This window comes from Candidatus Poribacteria bacterium (assembly GCA_009839745.1).
Lineage (GTDB): Bacteria > Poribacteria > WGA-4E > WGA-4E > WGA-3G > WGA-3G.
Genome location: VXPE01000060.1, coordinates 21,683 through 40,083, shown reverse-complemented (window position 1 = coordinate 40,083; position 18,401 = coordinate 21,683). Strand labels below are relative to the sequence as shown.

Genomic DNA, 18,401 nt, shown 5'->3' with positions numbered 1-18,401 from the left:
AATTTTTGCGGGTTGACATACAATTTTTGCGGGTTGACATACAATTTTTGCGGGTTGACATACAATTTTTGCGGGTCGTAAACAGAACACGGATTCTGAAGGCATTGATTTTTTTAGGAAACAAACTTTTAAATTGGAAGTCAAGGCTTCTGCTTGGAAACGGATAAACCGTGTGGATATGGGGGTTTCAGGGACGTTCTCTTGTGAAAACACCTTTGGAATCTTAGCGATTTTGGCGCAGAAACTGCTATTTTTCAGCCTATTGGCACGAAACTTGCTTAAAGGGGTGTAGTCAATTCGTATTTGGAGGTGAAATATGTTCCGTGACGTTCTTTTAGACCGAATGATCTTTGCAGGTGTAACTTTCTTTGTGCTGGTCATAGGGGCGCAGCTGTATCGCTGGCACGGCTGCTCCACAACCGCAGTGACACTGGCAGCACCAGACGCAGTAGCACAGCAGGTTATTATAGCATTTGATAACAAGCCAAAACATCTTCCTACAACAATTAATGAAGCGATAGCGCATACGGAGGCGTGTCTTTACCTATGGCCAGATGAAACTACGCATCAATCCCTACTACAACTGAAACATCTGAAAGCCTCTGGCTTCAAACAATTTCTGGGAGTGGAGTAATGACCCTATAGCATCAAAGGGAAACCTTGAAAATTTTGCCGAATTCTGCTAATCTATACTCTTAACAATAGGAGGAACGCATTGTCATGAAATGCACACGGAGTTATGTAGTATTAGGGACGGTGTTATTGCTAAGTGGAGGTCTGCTGTTCATAACTAACTGGGCAGACGCTGCGGGAAGTGATCGGATATCCTTTGCTTCCAATCGATCGGGGAATTTAGATATTTATATTATGAATAGCAGTGGAGAGGGACTTCGTAGACTCACAACAGACCTGATCCCCAAGAATAATAGTGGACTGCCGTGGCCGCCGGATCTGACATGGTCCCCAGATGGGCATTTCTTGGCATATACCTCCAATAGAGATGAAAAGCTCAAGACTTATATCATGGACACAAAGACCCGGGAACATCGGCGGCTCACAGACCACCACGAGGGAGAATTGTACCCGGCGTGGTCCCCGGATGGAAAGTGGATTGCCTATGTTGCTGGTGATGCTGGAAGGTCTCACATCTACAAAACGGATGTTAACGGGGCACATCCTATAGCGTTAACAGAGCCTGGATACTACGGGCGACCTGCCTGGTCACCGGATGGAAAACAGATCGCCTTTGTCTCTTTATCCCACGATAAAGTGGGTATGAGGAACGGTCTCTATGTAATGAATGCCAATGGAAAAAGGCTGAGACGGGTTGCTGACAGAAACAGAGGTTTATTTACAAGTAGATGTGCTTGGTCTCCTGATGGAAAACAGATCGCTTTTAGTCTCTATGTCCTTCAAGCCGGGCGCTATCACCTCTGCGTGATTGACGTGGATGGAGAAAACTTCCGCCAACTTACGCAAGGCAATCCCATAGTAAAACCGCTGAAAGGAGAAAAACAGAAACCTGTGAACGTCCCCCTGCCACGTCTTCCGCTTCCAGAGATCTATTCCCCCGCATGGTCTCCTGACGGCAAACGAATTGCCTACGTTTATTCAGAGACAATACTCCGGCAAACCGCTGACATCTATATCATTGACACAAAGGGTAACGAGCGTGGAACACCGCTTGTAAAGGAAGCGGGAATCGATGTGTCTCCTGCATGGGTGCCAGAGGGGTTTCTCTCTGTATCACCGAGTGCGGAGAAACTGATGACGCTCTGGGGGGAACTCAAGCAGACCGACAAGTAAAAATTGCGGAGAAAATTAATGCATACCATCCATTCCACTTTGACAGAAGCGGAGAAGTGGTATTTCGATTTACACGGATTTCTCGTCTTACGGAACGTTATCCCAAAAGACGCAATTGCAGAGATGTTAGATGTGCTTCGGCATTGGTTGACAATTGATGAAACCGACATCCCGCCGCCGTTGGACCGCGGGCGACAGGAGCCTTGCAAAACACACATCGGACACATCCAGTACGGACATCGTCTCTTTGAAGACCTTGCGATGAATCCTGACATCATGCGAGTCGTAGCGGGGTTGACAATGAATGCTCCACGTCTATTTCACTGCAATTTTACGATGATGACGAAGCACGATGCTCCGCAACACTTTCACCGTGACGACAGCGGATTCAAATTCCCACCAGGGTTCCGCAATCCACACAACGATTATCAAGCCGCCGCGGGACACATCTATTGCAGCCATATTGCGACGTGGGTTGCGCTCGTAGATGTGCCACCGGGAACAGGCTTTTGTCTCGTTCCTGGCAGTCATAAATCTCTGTTTCAGACCCCAGAGAACCTACCCGTGAAGCACGATCCACCGACCTCAATTACGTTACCGATGGAAGCGGGTGATGTGGCGATCTTCTCGACGAATTTGCTCCACGATGCGAGTCCATGGACAGAGGATTACCCGCGGATGAATATCTTTCAACGCTATCAATTGAGTGCTTATTTCAATGAAACTGGAAAGGGTGGATATCCTCTTGACGAACATCGCGATAAAATATCGGATGCACAATATGAATTAGAATCGCTGTCAAAAGAGGTGAAAGCAGCAGTGAAACCCGTCTTACCAAAATAGATTGTAAATCGTTTTTGGGCAACGTTGCAGGTTTTCTTTGCTTTTGTTAATTTGATATGATATATTTTTATAATGCAGTCTCATAATTTATAGTAAAGCGTGAATCTCCACAGCATAGGAAGGGCAATTGCAAACCTATTTACAAAGCCTGAAAGTTTATCTGGATACTTGTTGTTACAGTCGCCCCTATGATGATAAGAGACAACCTCAGATTTTTCGTGAAATTTCGGCTATTGAGACAATTCTTGATTATCTTCAGATCCGACAATGGCATTGGATTACAAGCGAGGTAATCGTTTTTGAAGTCAACAGAAACCCTAATTTGACACAACGCGAAGATATAAAGAAACTGCTCCGTAATGCACACCAGTATGTTTTAGTAGGGACAAGGGAAGAATTGAGAAGTGAACAACTCGAGTCATTCGGGTTTAAGCCGTTAGATGCCTTGCATATTGCTTGTGCGGAAAACGCCAATGCCGATATTCTGTTGACAACGGATAGGCGGATGCTCAGAAGGGCGAAAAATTATCATTTTCAACTTCGCATTCGTGTTGAAAACCCACATATATGGTTACAGGAGGTGCTCCTAATGAGTGTACGCGAAAGCCGAGAAGTAAGTATGGAAGAAAATCAGTGTGAGGACATCGAATTGCGCGCACTTTTGGCTAAAATTTTCCAACACAAGGATGGTAAAGGCGATTATTCCATTGATCGGCACCACTGGGTGGATAGCCTTGATCTTGATACGATCCTGAAGGGAATTCAAGAACTACGCGACACAGAACGGAACGATTGAAGTCTTTGTCAACCGGAGGTGAAGAATGCGTTTAGAAGGAAATGTTTGTATTATTACGGGGGGTGGCAGCGGTATAGGTCGCGGCGCCGCCCTCGCAATGGCACAAGAGGGTGCGACGGTTGTCATTAACGGTAGAACAGAATCGAAGTTAGAATCTGTTAAAGCTGAAGTTGCGGCAGCGGGCGGGACAGCGGTGAGTTACGCCCTGGATGTCGCTGACTACGAGGCTGTTGAGCAGATGGCTACCGATGTGCTTGATAAGTTCGGACGGATTGATGTGCTTGTGAACAACGCCGGACACAGTTCACAGCATCGACGACTCCTCAATACGCCGCCCGAGGAGATGCGTTCGGTGATCGATTCCAATCTGATCGGCACATTTTTCTGCACCAAAGCGGTTGTGCCGGCGATGCTGGCAGCGAAATCAGGGACGATTATCAATATCTCGTCGCTGGCGGCGGTCACTCCGGGTCCGTTTAGCGGATTCGCCTACGGCGCAGCGAAAGCAGCGGTTATCAATTTCACGGAATTCCTCAACGCCGATTTGCGGAACACAGGTATCCGAGCGAGCGTCGTTGTGCCCGGTGAAGTGGCAACACCGATTCTGGACAAACGTCCGATTCCGCCAGACGCTGCCGCACGCGAGACAATGGTAGATGTCGACGAGACCTCAGCGGCGATTCTCCTGATTGCGACGCTGCCACAACGGAGCAACATCCCGGAATTAGTCATTCGCCCAACGATGCACCGCAACATGACAGGTGAAATCGTCGAACTGGACGATTAAAGTCTTTGGGGTTGCCAGATTATGGTAAAATATAAAAACTATAGGTATCTACCGGTAGGCGCGCTTTGTAAGCGCGCCAATTGAAGTTTCACGGTCAACTGTGAAATCTACGATAGTTACCGATAGATCGAGGTTTCGGGATAGTAGCGCGCCCACGCGAACCAATAGATATTGACAGCAGGCAGTCGCTCTAAACGCTTGCCCCCATCTTTACCCGATATTGCTTCACCTGTAACGAGATTCCAACGCGTCCCTGTGTTATCCTCTACAAAGTATCGATCCTGGTGGCTAAAGGTCCACGCGTCCCCCGCTACATTCCGCCTGAAGACCGCTGTCGCGAAAGATTTTTTGTCATGAAAGATAAGGAGCGGGACCCCGCCGAGTGTATCGTTGATAACGGCAGTTTCCGTAAAGTGTGTCAACGGATACGCCCGAAATTGCGTGTTGCCATCCTTTGTTTGTACCTGAACGCCGATGACGAGGGATTTATTCGGTAACCGATTATCGGTGTAGTCCATCCCGCTGACACCTGCGCGCTGACTGGCGTGATAATCCGCGTAGACATCCTGACGGCGGTTCTCGCGCATCCCATCTCTGGTTGGCACAGACAGCACGCGCGTGTTCGGATAATTTAGCTGCCATGCTTTCCAAGCGATCTGTGGCATAGAGGCGAGTGGTTTCAATCGCTTACCTGTGAGGGGTCCCTTTATCGCCTCCCCGGTGATATGTGACCAGAGGGAACGGGTCTGGTGGTCATACATCAACAGTGCATCTCGCCACAATTTCCCGCTCACACCAAACGTATAGGTCTTCCCGTCAAGTTCCCGACTATACACGATAGCCGTTTTACAGAGCGGTCACCACGTCGTGGCGATTTTCAGTCCGCCGACAACATCGTTGACGATTTCGTGTCCGTTCAGCAGATAGAGCGAATAGGCACGGCTTTCGTCGTTGAAGGTTACGCCAATGACGGGGGCATCCGCGTTTAATTTCGCATCACTGGCTGACACGAATTGCGGATCAGTGATAGCAGGAATGGCATCGAAAGGCAATAAGGTTCGGATTGCGTCGTTGCTATAATCTTCGGCACTTACACAGGCGGTGGCGGCAAGTAGCAGTATGAGAATGAGTATGTAGTTTTTCATGATATTTTCCTTGTTTTTTTGGGTATAAATTTGTGATAATATTCTTGTCCAATTAATATAGAATTATATCCCAATAAACGCCAGAAAAACAACGTAAAATTGCTGGAAAAGGAAAACGATGGAACCGCCGAAAGTATTTGCCTCGTATTCTCACGATTCCGATGCCCACAAAGAATGGGGACTAGGACTTACGCAGGTTGCTCTCCTGTAGCATAGGTCAAAATTGCGTAAGTCCTGACCAAATCTGAAAAATAAATTCGCATTTTAGAGATTTTGAAATGCTATGAGGATTCGGACGGATTAGACGGGCGAGGGTACCTCGCCCCTACGAGTCGGTTTTCGTTAATGAGAAAAGATCCTTCAGAAATGGTATTAGATTGTTTTGAGGCGGCATTGCAAAGCAAGATTCGCTGCAAGTGTATCATTTAACGCAACATCACGACAAATAAACACAGCATCTTTTGATAAGTTCAAAAGTTCTATATCTGTTTCCTTGAGTTTCGTATCTAAGCAGATGTGAAGCACTTTTTGCTTCCATTCGTTGTAAACTTTTGTACCGTCAGGACACTCAATTTCATATCGTAATCCAGGTGCCGGATTATCCGGACGCATGGTTAAGAAAACACTGGTTTTATAAGGGCCTCGCGTTTCAAAATACTCGTCTTCCAGTTTGTAACTTGTTTTTTCTTTTTCAGTTAGTGGACATCTGAGTCTATCAATTGTCTGAAGATTTCTCGCATAGGTGAGGATATATTCATGATCGGTAGCAAAGTGCTTAGCATCGTTAGCACCGCCTGCGTGCCGCTGCCATATCAGCTGTTGCAAACAATTCTCTTCCCCAAAAATCTCATTCATCACCAGGTGGAGATTATAGACCTCATGATCATCAATGCTGACAAAGATGATGCCGTCTTCGGTGAGCAGTTGACGTGCCAAAAAGAGACGTGGATACATCATAGACAGCCACGTAGAATGGTAGCGTCCACTCGTTTCCGGATTACTTGTTTGCAAATTGCCTTCGGAATCAACTTGCTCAGTCAATTGGAGATAGGTGTCCAGAGGATTTGTATAGTTATCGGGATAAATGAAGTCGCCACCGGTATTATAGGGCGGATTGATATAAATGGCTTTGACCCGACCAAAATAGGGCTTATAGAGAAGCTTGAGAACCTCAAGGTTATCTCCCTCAATAAAGAGGTTTTGGGAGGTGTCAAAATGGAGGGATTCGTCACGGCAGGGCTTTAGTGTAGCCTCGGTGGGTATGTTAAGGATGCGAATAGCATCGCGCTTACCTGCCCATGTAAAGCGATATCGCTCTTCATGGACATCTGAATCGACATCATTACCTACCCCCGCCCCCTCCCGCTTTACAAATGTTAAGTTGTTCCATAACCTTTAGGGCATCCACTTCACCTTCGGTCAGGCATTCGGGGAAGAGCTGTTTAAGTTGATTGAGCCGCTCCTCATTGGGAGTTGTTGTTGTTCTTTGGACCTTATCAATAGTTTTCGTCATTGACATTTCACCTTTATGAATGAATCCAGTTGCCTCTAAGGTCTCTCGCAACATTAGTATTTGAAAAGATGACATCCAATTTGTTATCACTAAGGTATGAGTTTGGGCCTTTTACAATTTGGATCCCCGTGCCTCCACGTTTGAGTACAACTGCTGAAAATTCGTCTGGTACTTTGGTCTGAATGAAAGGTAGAATTTTGCGTAAAAATGGTTCAATGCGGGTAATCAATAAAATGTATGCAACACCCGATAGACAGGCTGTGGTAATTGTCGCGATCTTTACAGACAATCCGAGATATAGCAGGATTGGATAACACGCCATCAGAGGAATTGTTATCAATACTGCTCCAATTAGCCAAAGAGTTTTTTCTTTAATAACTTTCATCGTGTTCATCTTTTATTTCCTTATTCAGATCTTTGTAAGTTTTAACTACAGTTCTGGCAATAAATCGAATTGCACCAATCACACTAATAATAATTAAAGTACCGTGTTTAATAACCTCGGCAACTTCAGACCATTTTTCGCCGATAGTCCACTTGATTAGGTTGGATAGAAAGAAACCTATAAGAATGTAAGCAGCAAGATAAAGTGCTTCAAGAAAGAGTTCAATTAGTGAGTTAAGGAAGAGCGAAAACTTTTGTTTCAAGATATCTCTTAGGATTTTATATTTTACCGATAGATAAAGGGTATTTAATGGTCTAGGGTGAGGAAACCCTTTGTGCTTGTTTGTCTTCGGTTGCAGATGCGGTGCGTACGTTAGAGTCTCTTTCCCTTTTAAGTGTGATTCCATGGGGACCGGTTAAGTCTGGAACTGTCAAGGTTTCTCCATCTTGGAGGCTAAAGACAATGAATGCTACACTCTTAAGAATATGTTGGTTGATACCATCATTGTCTTTGTCAATATTCAACGCTTGTGCCATTGGAAGTACGAACCTTTTTCGTATTTCATGAAAGACAGGGTGTTGACTATAGGTTAAAAGTTCCAAGAGTAGCATAGATCTATCAATGAGCGTATCGGTGTCGTCAGCGGAAATGGATTGATTATCTGCCATGCCGCGTAGGATAACATATCCGACACTCCACCACATCGGTGCCATAAACTTAGAAGAATCTTCAGCAGCAACTTCCTCAAAGTAGGGCTGGCATTGTTCCGTAAGATAGCGTTCAAAATCAGCAATGTGTTTTTGCGCCCAGTCGTAGTTGGAATCCTGCGTGCCTGTTTTTGCCATTGACTTCTGTCCTTAACCATTAGTTCTGGGTAGATTTTGAGGTATAACTGTCTAGGTGCTTTGTTGACAGTTATTTATGAACGAGGCTTCTCTGGTAACCAAGCTTAGTATAGCATGCTCATCAACTGCTGTCAAATTAGAGTCAATATAGATCATTCGCCAAGAGTCTCGCTTAAAAGTTGTCCCAAAACATCAACTGTGTTATAATGCTTCCAAATTATAGCACAATTACTAAAGGAACGCAAAGATGAACGAAACATCAATTGAACTCCTTAAATCATTGACACAAGCAGATGGAATCCCCGGTTACGAAACAGAAGTCCGCGAGATTTTTCGTGATGCTGTTTCCAGTGTGGGTCCAATTGGGACGGACAGATTGGGAAGTATCTTCTGCACGCGGGCTGGAAATGCCGAATCTCCGCGTATTCTGCTGGATTCACATTTAGACGAGATCGGTTTTGTGGTGCAAAGCGTCACAGATGACGGGTTCGTCAAGTTTCTACCGCTCGGTGGATGGTGGGCACATACACTCTTAGCACAACGCGTCACGATTACAACGAAGTTGGGTAAAGTGCCGGGCGTGGTCGGCTCCACACCGCCGCATCTGCTCTCAGGCTCGCGCGATAAAGTCTTAGACATGAAAGACCTTTTTATTGACATCGGGGCAGAGAGCGAAGAACAGGCGGCTGAGGAATTTGGTGTATTACCGGGATGCCCAATTGCACCCTACGGACCCTTTATACCGCTGAAAAATGATAAATTGTTCTCTGCCAAAGCGTTCGATAATCGCGTCGGCGTTGCGATCGTGATTGAGGCACTTTTGAAACTTGATGAACACCCAAACACCGTCATCGGAGCAGGAAGTGTGCAAGAAGAGGTAGGACTGAGAGGTGCAAGGACGGTCGCGGCAAGTGTGGAACCCGATCTCGCAATTGTGCTTGAAGGTCCTCCCGCTGATGATACACCAGGATTAAGCGTCGGTGCGACACAAGGAAAACTCGGCGGGGGTGTCCAAATTCGGATAATTGATTCTTCAATGATTGTCAATCCGAAGTTGGCGGATTTTGCGATTGAGACAGCAAAGAAACATGAAATACCGTATCAACTTGGGGTGCGTCAATCCGGTGGGACGGATGGTGGCGCAATTCATCAATCCGGCAGAGGCGTGCCGTCCGTTGTGCTCGGCGTGCCGTCGCGTTATATCCACAGCCATGTTTCGATCATTAACATTGATGACTACACCGCAGCGTTGGACTTGACGATGCACCTTGCGCGTGAAATTGACGCATCTACTTTGGAAGGATTTCTGTTCGGTTAGACACATTTTATAGTGTGTTTCTTGCTTGGAGGATAAACAGTGGCAACTCTACCGAAAGTCTCGTTTTGTAATCATCAAATCAGTAAGTTGATAATTGGGGATAATCCAATCTATGGCTATTCTCACTTTAACCAACTGCTTTCGCAGCATCAACAGGAATATCACACCCCCGAACGGGTCGTAGCGACGCTCAAAAGGGCAGAAGAGGCTGGACTCAATGCGTGGCAGAATAGCCTGACGGAACGCTCGCTCTCTGACTTGCAGCGGTACCGAGATGAAGGGGGTACACTGAACTGGTTCTGTCTCAGTCCAGGTGGACTTTGGTATGAGGAACCGGACGCTGTCTTTGAAGCGGCAAAGCACGATCCATTCGGCATGGCACCGCACGGTGGTGGCGTTGGTCACAGATGTCTACGCGAAAACAGACTCGACCACTTGCAAGACATCCTCAAACGGGTACGGGATACCGGTGTTCTCGTTGGGTTGTCTGTGCATGATCCGAAGCTTCTACATATCGCTGAAGACGAGGATTGGGATATAGACTATTATATGACCGGGCTTTATAACCTGCACGGGGGTGCTGACAAGTTCAGGGAGAAATTCGGCTACGCGCCTCTGGGGGAAATCTACGCGCGCGAGGATCGCGACGAAATGTGCAAAGCGATACAACGGACTGAAAAGCCGTGTCTTATTTTCAAAGTGCTTGCCGCGGGGAGGACCATCGGAAACCCAAATCAGATTCGGGAAGAGGTGAAATTCGCGATAGAAAACACCAAACCGATTGATCCGCTTTTACTCGGGATGTATCAACAATTCGGGGATCAGATCGGTCAGAACGCGCAGTTGGTCACCGAACTCTGTGCAGAATAGCTATCAAGCCTCATCAAAAACCGAGCTTGAAATGAAATGGAAAGCGACTCGCACACGAAAACTCTTCAGTTTCAAACAAATGAAACTTATCCGCAAGGAATAATTTAAAAAATGGAGGCTGAAAAATGGAGATGCGGACGTGTGGAAAATCTGGAATTGGAATCTCAACGATGGGCATTGGATGCTGGTCTTATGGTGGCGGCGACTATTGGGGACCACAGGCACAATCAGACGTTACGGCTGTTGCCAACGCAGCATTGGATGCTGGCATTAACTTTTTCGATACGGCAGAGGGATATAACAACGGACGCAGCGAGGAGGCACTCGCTGTCGCACTTAAGGACAGACGGCACGAGGCGGTTATCGGCACAAAGGTCAGCAGACCAGATCCCGCCACGATACGTGAACACTGCGAAGCAAGTCTTCAACGATTGCAAACCGATTATGTTGACATCTATATGATTCATTGGCCCGACGATGAGATTGCCATTGAAGAAAGTATGGCTGAACTCACGCGCCTACAAGAAGATGGGCTTATCCGTGCCATCGGCGTAAGCAACTTCGGCGTGGAACAACTCACAGCGGCTCTTAACACAGGGGCGACCATCGCCGTGAACCAACTCTGCTATAATTTACTCTCACGGGCAATAGAACCGGAATTACTTCCGTTGTGCCGAGAGCAGAACGTCGGGATTTTGGGATATATGCCACTGCTACAAGGGATTTTGACGGGGCAGTATAAGAGCGCAGACGAGATCCCATCGGTGCATTCTCGCTTCCGTCATTTCCGAGATGACCGAGAACAGGCGTCGCACGGCGAAGAAGGTGCCGAGGAAGAAATGTTTGAGACTTTAGAGGCTATCCGACACATCGCGGAGGCTGAACAGGTCCCGATGGCCCGACTGGCGATTGCGTGGGCGATGGCACGTCCCGGTATCACGTGCATGCTTGTCGGTACTCGAAACATAAATGAACTGACGCAAAACCTGCACGTCATCGAATACACGCCATCTGCTGATGTGATTGAGAGTCTTGACGCAATCACCGCTCCACTTTTAGAAAAAATGGGAGCAAACCCAGACTATTTCACAGGGGCAAAGATTCATTAGTCTTGCATCCGCACAGGGCATTCTGTCCTTGCAGGCAGTTAGAGAGGGAGGAATTTATAGTGGAACAGTTAGGTAAATTTAACAAAGACTTAGGCAGTCCGTTGGGAACAGTCCCCGCCGATCTTACGCAAACAAACGCCGATGGCAAACCAGTTGTTCCTTTAACGCAGGAACAGAAATACCTGTTTGATAAGAATGGATGGCTTTTGGTTCCAGGGGTACTGACGGAATCGGAGATCGAGGAGATGCGCGATTTCTGTTACCGCTTAAAGCACGACCCTGAAACAATTCCCCAACATCACCGCTCGACTTACGGGGGTCCTTTGGAAAAACTGACAGACCATCCGGTCATCGTGGCGTTCGGAAACGAATTTCTCGCCTCGTCCTATCTCGCATCGGACACCTGTTACGGGTTCCGTATGGAGATGAGTTTTTTGGCATTGCGTTCCACAACGGACGAAACGCCTTTCAAATTCCATGCCCATAACGGCAATGGTTTATGGCGAATGCCGGGAGACTGCCATCAGTATTCATGCCTTCCGGGTCAGGCTTACAGTGGTTTGACGCGCGTCGTCTGGGAGCTCAACCCCGTGGAGAAAAGTGACGGCGGCACGATGTTTATTACGGGAAGCCACAAAGCGGCTTATACCGCACCAGAGGGTGCCCACACACAAGATTGGGAGTTCTGGGACACCTATTCTTGTCCTGCTGGCTCTGTCATCATCTTCACGGAAGCGCTCACGCATAGCGGGCAGCCGTGGCTAAACCCGGACACCGACCGAGTCGCCGTCTTCAACGCTTATAACTCTGTGGATAAGCGATGGAGCCTCTCAAAGCCTCCACAGGCACTGCTTGATGAAATGCCTCCGAAACGCCAGACGCTCTTTCGTGAAGCTTACGTAAAGGGCAACGTAACCGGCACAAAGTTCGACATGGCATTATAAAAAGCCGTCAGCAGTTATAGTAAAACCCGTAATTACCTTTACACTTTTTTGCATCGGCGAGGTTAGGAAACCTCGCCTACCGGGGGCAGAAGTGTAAACTTATTTTCAAAATCTACTATAAAATAGCGCGTAGCTTGGAACGAAGTGGAAAGCGGGTCTACGGAGAGGAACGCCAAAACCACCAATCCACCTAACCGAACCGCAAGGAAAAATTAAAAAATGACACCGAAACAACGCTATCTGTTTGATGTAACCGGATATCTCCATTTGGAAAACGTTATCACCGGCGATGCGTTGGCGGAAGCCGCTGAGGCGGTTGATAGATATATCACAACCTCTCCCGATGAACTGCCTCCGGGCTTTGAGATACAGGGGCTGCATCAGCATGGGTTCGCCTTCGATAAATCGCTTGAACGTTTAACGGTGCATAAAGCGATATGGCCGATTATTAAAGAATTAACAGACAATCAGCCACGATTCGGTAGGGGTTCCTTGAAGCACGATAGGCACGATATGTGGGAAGCCGGAGAGCGGGCGCAAATGAATCCAGGCGGATTGCACTGTGCGCGTGACGATTACGGGTGGTATAGCACGCGTTACGCGGTCGATAACGGACATATCTACTGCGATAACTTTGTCTGTTTTCCCTATTTTACGGATGTCTATCCAGGCGATGGGGGCCTCATCGTGATTCCCGGCTCGCATAAGAGCGAGTTTAAGCGACCGGAGCAGTTACTGATACTCGATGAAGAAGATGGTATTGATCCGCTTGACGATCCCGTATTCCTCAATATCACACCCAAGGCGGGCGATATTGTAATTATTTCGGAATTACTAACGCACGGTGTATTGCGTTGGAAGCCGAAGGATCGAGATCGTCGCTTCCTCGTCCTGCGGTATTTCCCACAATACACGGGTAGACATAACCTTCCACAGCCCATTCTCGATAGATTATCCCCGGAGACATTAGAATTGGTTGAATCTGCGGGATATGGACACATCAAGGAGATCGTGAAACAGGATGCGATTACGCTGACGGTTTAGGCAGGATTCGGCGCGTCGAAACGCGCCTATAGGAACTCTTCAACTACAAATTACTTGCGACTTTGATTCGGTTCTGGGCGCGTTCGAGTGCCGCTTCCGCACGCGGGCGGTTCAGGTCAGGGGCATTTGTCGTGAGTTGCGTTTGGGCGCGTTCGAGCGCGCTTTCAGCACGTTCTACATCGATCTCTGATGCCCATTCCGCTGTCTCAACTAAGACAGTGACACCTGTGCGGAGCACCTCGAAGACACCGCCGCTCGTCGCCATTAATTGCGGTGTGTCCGATGATTCACGAATACGGATCTCACCGACCTCCAACGCAGTAAGGAACGGAATGTGTCCGGCGAGAATCTGAAAATTGCCCTCAACGCCTGGGGCACTCACGCTCGTCACATCCCCTTCATAAACCGACTGTTCGGGTGTCCGAATTTCAAGATGAAAACTTCTATTTAACATATTTTTAATTATGTGCCTCTGAGCATCGTTGCACTATATTTCACGATGGTTTTTGGTTAATCCCAAGGCAATTAAGAACATGCACGCCTTTTATACTAAAGCCTATAATTACTTTTACACGATTGTCGTGCTAACTGTGAGTTGCGCAGCGGGGACACAAACTAAAAGTTTGTGCTACAAATAGGTCAGGTTAATCCTAAAATTCACTATCAGTAGTATAGTTTCCGGTTATCAGTTAGGAGGTTTCCCTCTTAACTGATAGCCATTAGTCTGCTGCTTCTAAGTCTGCGCTTTTCGCCTGTTCAAATGCCTCGTCAATCGTCCCGATATAGCGGAGTGACTGCTCGGGCAGTTCGTCGCAATCGCCGTTCAGAATCGCCTGGCACCCTTGGACGGTATCCTCAATTTTGACATATTTACCTGGGGTTCCAGTGAAACGTTCTGCAACAAACATCGGCTGCGTCAGGAACATCTCGATCTTCCGTGCCCTATTGACGACCAGTTTCTGTTCATCTGAGAGTTCATCTACCCCGAGAATAGCGATAATGTCTTGCAGATCGCCATATTCCTGTAAGACCTGCTTGACTCTAAAGGCGGTCTGATAATGTTCTTCACCGATAATGTCCTCTGATAAGATACGCGAACTGGATGTCAGTGGATCCACTGCGGGGTATCTCCCTTTCTGGACGATCGTCCGTTCCAATCTCGTCACAGCGTCAAGGTGTGCGAAAACAGAAACGACAGCCGGATCGGTATAGTCATCAGCGGGAACATAAACGGCTTGGAATGAGGTGATAGACCCGTGTTGTGTGGAAGTAATCCGTTCCTGCAATTCACCCATCTCGGTTGCCAATGTCGGTTGGTAGCCGACAGCGGAAGGCATCCGTCCGAGAAGTGCTGAGACTTCACCGCCTGCGAGTGTGTAGCGGAAGACGTTGTCGATAAAGATGAGAACGTCTTGCCCTTGCTGGTCACGGAAGTATTCTGCCATAGACAGTCCGGCAAGTCCGACGCGGAGGCGTGCGCCCGGGGGCTCATTCATCTGTCCGAACACCATCGCCGTTTTATCAATCACACCGTATTCATCAAGTTCAAGCCAGAACTGATTGCCTTCGCGTGTCCGTTCACCAACGCCACAGAAGACGGAGTAACCCCCGTGTTGTGTCGCGATGTTGTAAATCAGTTCGGCAACCAGCACCGTCTTACCCACGCCAGCACCGCCGAGGAATCCGACCTTTCCGCCTCGAACAACAGGTTGAATCAGGTCGATGACTTTGATGCCGGTTTCTAACATGTCGGTAGTTGTGCTGAGTTCCTCTTGCGCGGGAGGTGGTCTATGGATGGAGTATCGCTCGGATTCACCGACCTCACCTCTTTCATCAATAGGTTGTCCTGTCACATCGAAAACTCTACCGAGCACAGCATCGCCAACAGGGACGGTGATCGGCCCGCCAATATCGGTTGCGAGGGCACCGCGGACTAAGCCGTCCGTTGTATCCATTGCTACTGCCCGCACCCGATTTTCGCCTAAATGCTGCTGAACTTCGAGGACGAGTTCACTTCCATCATAACGTTGAACTTTAACAGCGTTTAGGATATCTGGCAATTCGCCTTCCGAAAAATCTATGTCAACTCGCGCACCGACAACTTCTAATATTTTTCCTTGGTTCATTTTTTAATTTTTCCTTGCGGGAGAACAACGTCCGTTTGAGCCGGGGACGTGCTTTCCTGAATATCCGCTCTCCATTTCATTACGAGCTACGGTTCCGATTTGTAGGGGTAGGTCTTGTGCCTACCCGTGAATGACTGAGAACCCGCGCGTAAGCGTAACGAAGCCCAAGGCGGAAACTCGATAATTTAAAAAACCTGCGCCGTTGTTGCAGGCTGCCTAATTTGAGCGGTTTACCTTGGACCAGAGGTCCCATAAATTAAAAACCTTTACCCCTCGAGTGCGGCTGCCCCACTTACAATCTCGGAAATTTCTGTCGTGATCTGTGTTTGACGTGCCCTGTTGCGTTGGAGAATAAGTTCATCGATTAACTCTTTTGCCTTCTGCGTGGCATTTTCCATCGCTGCCATTCGCGCGGCTTGCTCCGCGGCGTTGGAATCCAGAAGCACTTTCCACATTTGCATGTTCAGGTGTTTGCCGAGTAGCATTTCAAAGAGTTCCCCTTGTCCCGGCTCATAGATATAATCCAGAAAGAGTTCATCACCCTCTGGTATTTCGGGTTCCAATGGAAGCAGCTGCTCAACAAGCACAGTCTGGAGAATAGCAGACTTGAAATTATTGTAGATAACCTCGACTTTATCGATCTTTTTATCAATATACAGATGTTCAAATTCGTGAACAACGTCAACAGCGGTTTGGAATTCAAGCTGACGGAAAATGTTGACGTAGGCATCGGTGATGTCGTAACCGCGCCGGTTAAAATGTTCCTGCGATCGTCTGCCGATACAGATAAGCGTCACATCCGCGCCACTCTCTTGATAATGCTCCATGCGTTGTGTCGTTGTCCGAATAACGTTACTATTGAAACTTCCACACAACCCTCGGTCTGCGGAGACAGAAATAATACAGACATGTTTCACCTCACGCGTTTCAAGCAGCGGGTGCGTGAGTGCCTGATTTTCAGTATCCATCTGTGAAATTAAGTGTCCTAAGATCGTGTTAAGTTTATCGGCATACGGACGCGTTGCATTAATATTTTCTTGGGCACGGCGGAGCCGCGCAGCAGCCACGACGCGCATTGCATCGGTGACCTGCTCAATGTTCTGAATGCTGGCGATACGCCGTCGAATTTCTCGTAAAGTTGCCATTTTTTTTAGTTTTCAGTTTTCAGTTAAGAGGTTTCCGTTAAACCCAAATCGCGTAGCCTGCAACATCGGCGCAGGCGGGTCTACGGGGAAACACGTTATCTCTCCAACCCACCTGACCGAACCGCAAGGTAAAATTAAAAATCCGCAAGGTATAATTAAAAGTTTTCCTTGAATGTTTTCACAGCAGTGTGTAAGGTCTCAAGGAGTTCATCACCCAACACCCCTGTTTCTGCCACTTCCGCGAGAAGTTCGGCGTGATTGCGGTCAAGGTATTGCAAAAATTCGGATTCAAACCTTGCGACTTCTGTCTCCTCAACATCGTCGAGATAGCCGTTAGTGCCACAGAAGATAGAGGCGACTTCGCGCGCTACAGGCATCGGTTCATATTGCGGTTGTTTCAGCAATTCAACGAGCCGTGTGCCACGTAAAAGCAAGGATTGCGTTGATGCGTCCAAATCCGATCCAAATTGCGCAAAGGCGGCAACTTCCCGGAAACTGGCGAGATCCAATTTAAGGGTCCCTGCAACCTCGTCTGCTTTCATGGCTTTCACTTGTGCATCTCCACCGACTCGCGAAACGGATAGCCCGACATCAATCGCGGGTCTCACGCCTTGGTTAAACAGATCCGTTGTGAGATATATTTGTCCATCGGTGATGGAAATAACGTTTGTAGGGATATAGGTCGTCAAATCGCCTTCAAAGATCTCAATAATCGGTAGGGCAGTGAGAGAACCTCCGCCCAATTCATCGCTCAATTTTGCGGCGCGTTCTAAGAGGCGTGAGTGTAAGTAGAAGACATCCCCCGGATAGGCTTCTCGACCGGGCGGTCGTCGTGAGAGCAATGACATTTGTCGGTATGCCCAGGCGTGCTTTGTTAGGTCGTCGTAAATAATAAGGGCGTGTTTGCCGTTGTCCCTGAAGTATTCACCCATTGCGGTCCCGGAATAGGGTGCGAGATACTGAAGCGGGGACGGTGCACTTGCGGGGGCGGAGACGATCGTCGTATACTCCATGGCGTTATGTTCACGAAGCGTCGCTGCAACTTGTGCCAAAGTGGAACCTTTTTGACCGATAGCAACATAGATACAGTAGACATCCGTATCCTTCTGGCTCAAAATAGTATCCAAAGCGATAGCGGTCTTGCCGGTTCGACGGTCACCAATAATCAGTTCACGTTGCCCTCTCCCAATGGGTGTCAAGCTGTCAATCGCTTTTAAGCCTGTGTAAAGCGGTTCGCTCACGGGTTGCCGTTGAACAATGCCCAGCCCCTTCTGTTCGACAGGAAGTCGATGTTCCGTTTCGATGTCACCCAAACCATCAATCGGTTGACCGAGTGCGTCGACGACCCGTCCGAGGAGTGCTTCGCCTACGGGGACTTCGGGAAGTCGTCCTGTGCGTTTGGCGGTATCCCCTTCGTGTATGAGTTGGTCTTCTCCGAACAGAACGCATCCCACGTTGTCTTCTTCAAGGTTGAAAGCGATCCCGTAGATGTTATTCGGAAATTCGATCATTTCACTTGCCATAGCGTTGGCAAGTCCATGCACCCGTGCAATGCCGTCGCCTACCTCCAACACAGTGCCGGAGTCATAGACATCCACGTCCTGTTCAAACTGTTGCAGTTGCTGTTTAAGGATATTTGATATTTCGTCCGGTCGGACTTCTCTTGCCATTTTTTAATTATTCCTTGCGGTTCGGTCAGGTGAATTAGAGGTTCAATTTCCTCTC

Annotated in this window: 19 protein-coding genes and 1 pseudogene; 10 read left to right on the top strand and 10 right to left on the bottom strand. The window is 48.0% G+C overall.

What is annotated here, in order from left to right; genetic code table 11:
- Positions 1 to 316 precede the first annotated feature (316 nt).
- The 5 genes from F4X88_10190 to F4X88_10170 all read left to right on the top strand — a co-directional run bounded on the left by F4X88_10190 (position 317) and on the right by F4X88_10170 (position 4,232).
- Positions 317 to 634, top strand: a complete 318-nt coding sequence (locus F4X88_10190; protein ID MYA56654.1) for a hypothetical protein — start codon at positions 317 to 319, stop codon at positions 632 to 634.
- A gap of 86 nt (positions 635 to 720) precedes the next feature.
- Positions 721 to 1,806 carry a hypothetical protein gene (locus F4X88_10185; protein ID MYA56653.1) on the top strand — a complete coding sequence of 362 codons (1,086 nt, stop codon included), beginning with the start codon at positions 721 to 723 and terminating at the stop codon, positions 1,804 to 1,806.
- Positions 1,807 to 1,824: 18 nt separating this feature from the next.
- Positions 1,825 to 2,649 (top strand): phytanoyl-CoA dioxygenase family protein, encoded by an 825-nt coding sequence (locus F4X88_10180; protein ID MYA56652.1) that lies wholly within the window; start codon positions 1,825 to 1,827, stop codon positions 2,647 to 2,649.
- 127 nt (positions 2,650 to 2,776) lie between these two features.
- Complete coding sequence (locus F4X88_10175) at positions 2,777 to 3,445, top strand: type II toxin-antitoxin system VapC family toxin (protein MYA56651.1); 669 nt, start codon at positions 2,777 to 2,779, stop codon at positions 3,443 to 3,445.
- Positions 3,446 to 3,470: 25 nt separating this feature from the next.
- Complete coding sequence (locus tag F4X88_10170) at positions 3,471 to 4,232, top strand: SDR family oxidoreductase (GenBank protein ID MYA56650.1); 762 nt, start codon at positions 3,471 to 3,473, stop codon at positions 4,230 to 4,232.
- A 116-nt stretch (positions 4,233 to 4,348) separates the two neighbouring features.
- Here F4X88_10170 and F4X88_10165 read toward each other — a convergent pair whose 3' ends face one another.
- From F4X88_10165 to F4X88_10140, 6 genes and pseudogenes are all read right to left on the bottom strand, one after another.
- Positions 4,349 to 5,071, bottom strand: coding sequence for a DUF3179 domain-containing protein (locus F4X88_10165; protein MYA56649.1), 723 nt, complete (start codon positions 5,069 to 5,071; stop codon positions 4,349 to 4,351).
- Between the two features lie 18 nt (positions 5,072 to 5,089).
- Positions 5,090 to 5,377 carry a DUF3179 domain-containing protein gene (locus tag F4X88_10160; protein ID MYA56648.1) on the bottom strand — a complete coding sequence of 96 codons (288 nt, stop codon included), beginning with the start codon at positions 5,375 to 5,377 and terminating at the stop codon, positions 5,090 to 5,092.
- Between the two features lie 372 nt (positions 5,378 to 5,749).
- Positions 5,750 to 6,890: pseudogene (locus tag F4X88_10155) on the bottom strand (site-specific DNA-methyltransferase).
- Between the two features lie 13 nt (positions 6,891 to 6,903).
- A complete protein-coding gene (locus F4X88_10150; protein MYA56647.1) occupies positions 6,904 to 7,284 on the bottom strand; it encodes a hypothetical protein in 381 nt (126 codons plus the stop codon).
- Positions 7,262 to 7,537 (bottom strand): hypothetical protein, encoded by a 276-nt coding sequence (locus tag F4X88_10145; GenBank protein MYA56646.1) that lies wholly within the window; start codon positions 7,535 to 7,537, stop codon positions 7,262 to 7,264. Before F4X88_10145 ends, F4X88_10150 begins: the two co-directional genes overlap by 23 nt.
- Before the next feature lie 52 nt (positions 7,538 to 7,589).
- Positions 7,590 to 8,120, bottom strand: a complete 531-nt coding sequence (locus tag F4X88_10140; protein MYA56645.1) for a hypothetical protein — start codon at positions 8,118 to 8,120, stop codon at positions 7,590 to 7,592.
- Between the two features lie 247 nt (positions 8,121 to 8,367).
- On the opposite strand from F4X88_10140, the gene F4X88_10135 reads away from it, so the two are divergent.
- The 5 genes from F4X88_10135 (at position 8,368) to F4X88_10115 (ending at position 13,405) form a co-directional block, all read left to right on the top strand.
- Positions 8,368 to 9,438, top strand: a complete 1,071-nt coding sequence (locus F4X88_10135; protein ID MYA56644.1) for a M42 family metallopeptidase — start codon at positions 8,368 to 8,370, stop codon at positions 9,436 to 9,438.
- Positions 9,439 to 9,477: 39 nt separating this feature from the next.
- Positions 9,478 to 10,308: a hypothetical protein gene (locus F4X88_10130; GenBank protein MYA56643.1), complete on the top strand. Its 831-nt coding sequence runs from the start codon at positions 9,478 to 9,480 to the stop codon at positions 10,306 to 10,308.
- Between the two features lie 125 nt (positions 10,309 to 10,433).
- Complete coding sequence (locus F4X88_10125; GenBank protein MYA56642.1) at positions 10,434 to 11,417, top strand: aldo/keto reductase; 984 nt, start codon at positions 10,434 to 10,436, stop codon at positions 11,415 to 11,417.
- Between the two features lie 2 nt (positions 11,418 to 11,419).
- Positions 11,420 to 12,361: a phytanoyl-CoA dioxygenase family protein gene (locus tag F4X88_10120; GenBank protein MYA56641.1), complete on the top strand. Its 942-nt coding sequence runs from the start codon at positions 11,420 to 11,422 to the stop codon at positions 12,359 to 12,361.
- A gap of 219 nt (positions 12,362 to 12,580) precedes the next feature.
- Positions 12,581 to 13,405, top strand: a complete 825-nt coding sequence (locus F4X88_10115) for a phytanoyl-CoA dioxygenase family protein (protein ID MYA56640.1) — start codon at positions 12,581 to 12,583, stop codon at positions 13,403 to 13,405.
- A gap of 43 nt (positions 13,406 to 13,448) precedes the next feature.
- On the opposite strand, the gene F4X88_10110 is transcribed toward F4X88_10115, so the two are convergent.
- The 4 genes from F4X88_10110 to F4X88_10095 form a co-directional block, all read right to left on the bottom strand.
- Entirely contained in the window at positions 13,449 to 13,859 is a 411-nt protein-coding gene (locus F4X88_10110; protein ID MYA56639.1) for a F0F1 ATP synthase subunit epsilon, read from the bottom strand.
- A gap of 265 nt (positions 13,860 to 14,124) precedes the next feature.
- The gene (gene atpD / locus F4X88_10105) at positions 14,125 to 15,531 is read right to left on the bottom strand and encodes a F0F1 ATP synthase subunit beta (GenBank protein MYA56638.1); all 1,407 of its coding nucleotides are present in this window, start codon (positions 15,529 to 15,531) and stop codon (positions 14,125 to 14,127) included.
- A 266-nt stretch (positions 15,532 to 15,797) separates the two neighbouring features.
- Complete coding sequence (atpG, locus tag F4X88_10100) at positions 15,798 to 16,676, bottom strand: ATP synthase F1 subunit gamma (protein ID MYA56637.1); 879 nt, start codon at positions 16,674 to 16,676, stop codon at positions 15,798 to 15,800.
- Between the two features lie 155 nt (positions 16,677 to 16,831).
- Positions 16,832 to 18,346 carry a F0F1 ATP synthase subunit alpha gene (locus F4X88_10095; protein MYA56636.1) on the bottom strand — a complete coding sequence of 505 codons (1,515 nt, stop codon included), beginning with the start codon at positions 18,344 to 18,346 and terminating at the stop codon, positions 16,832 to 16,834.
- Positions 18,347 to 18,401: the final 55 nt, after the last annotated feature.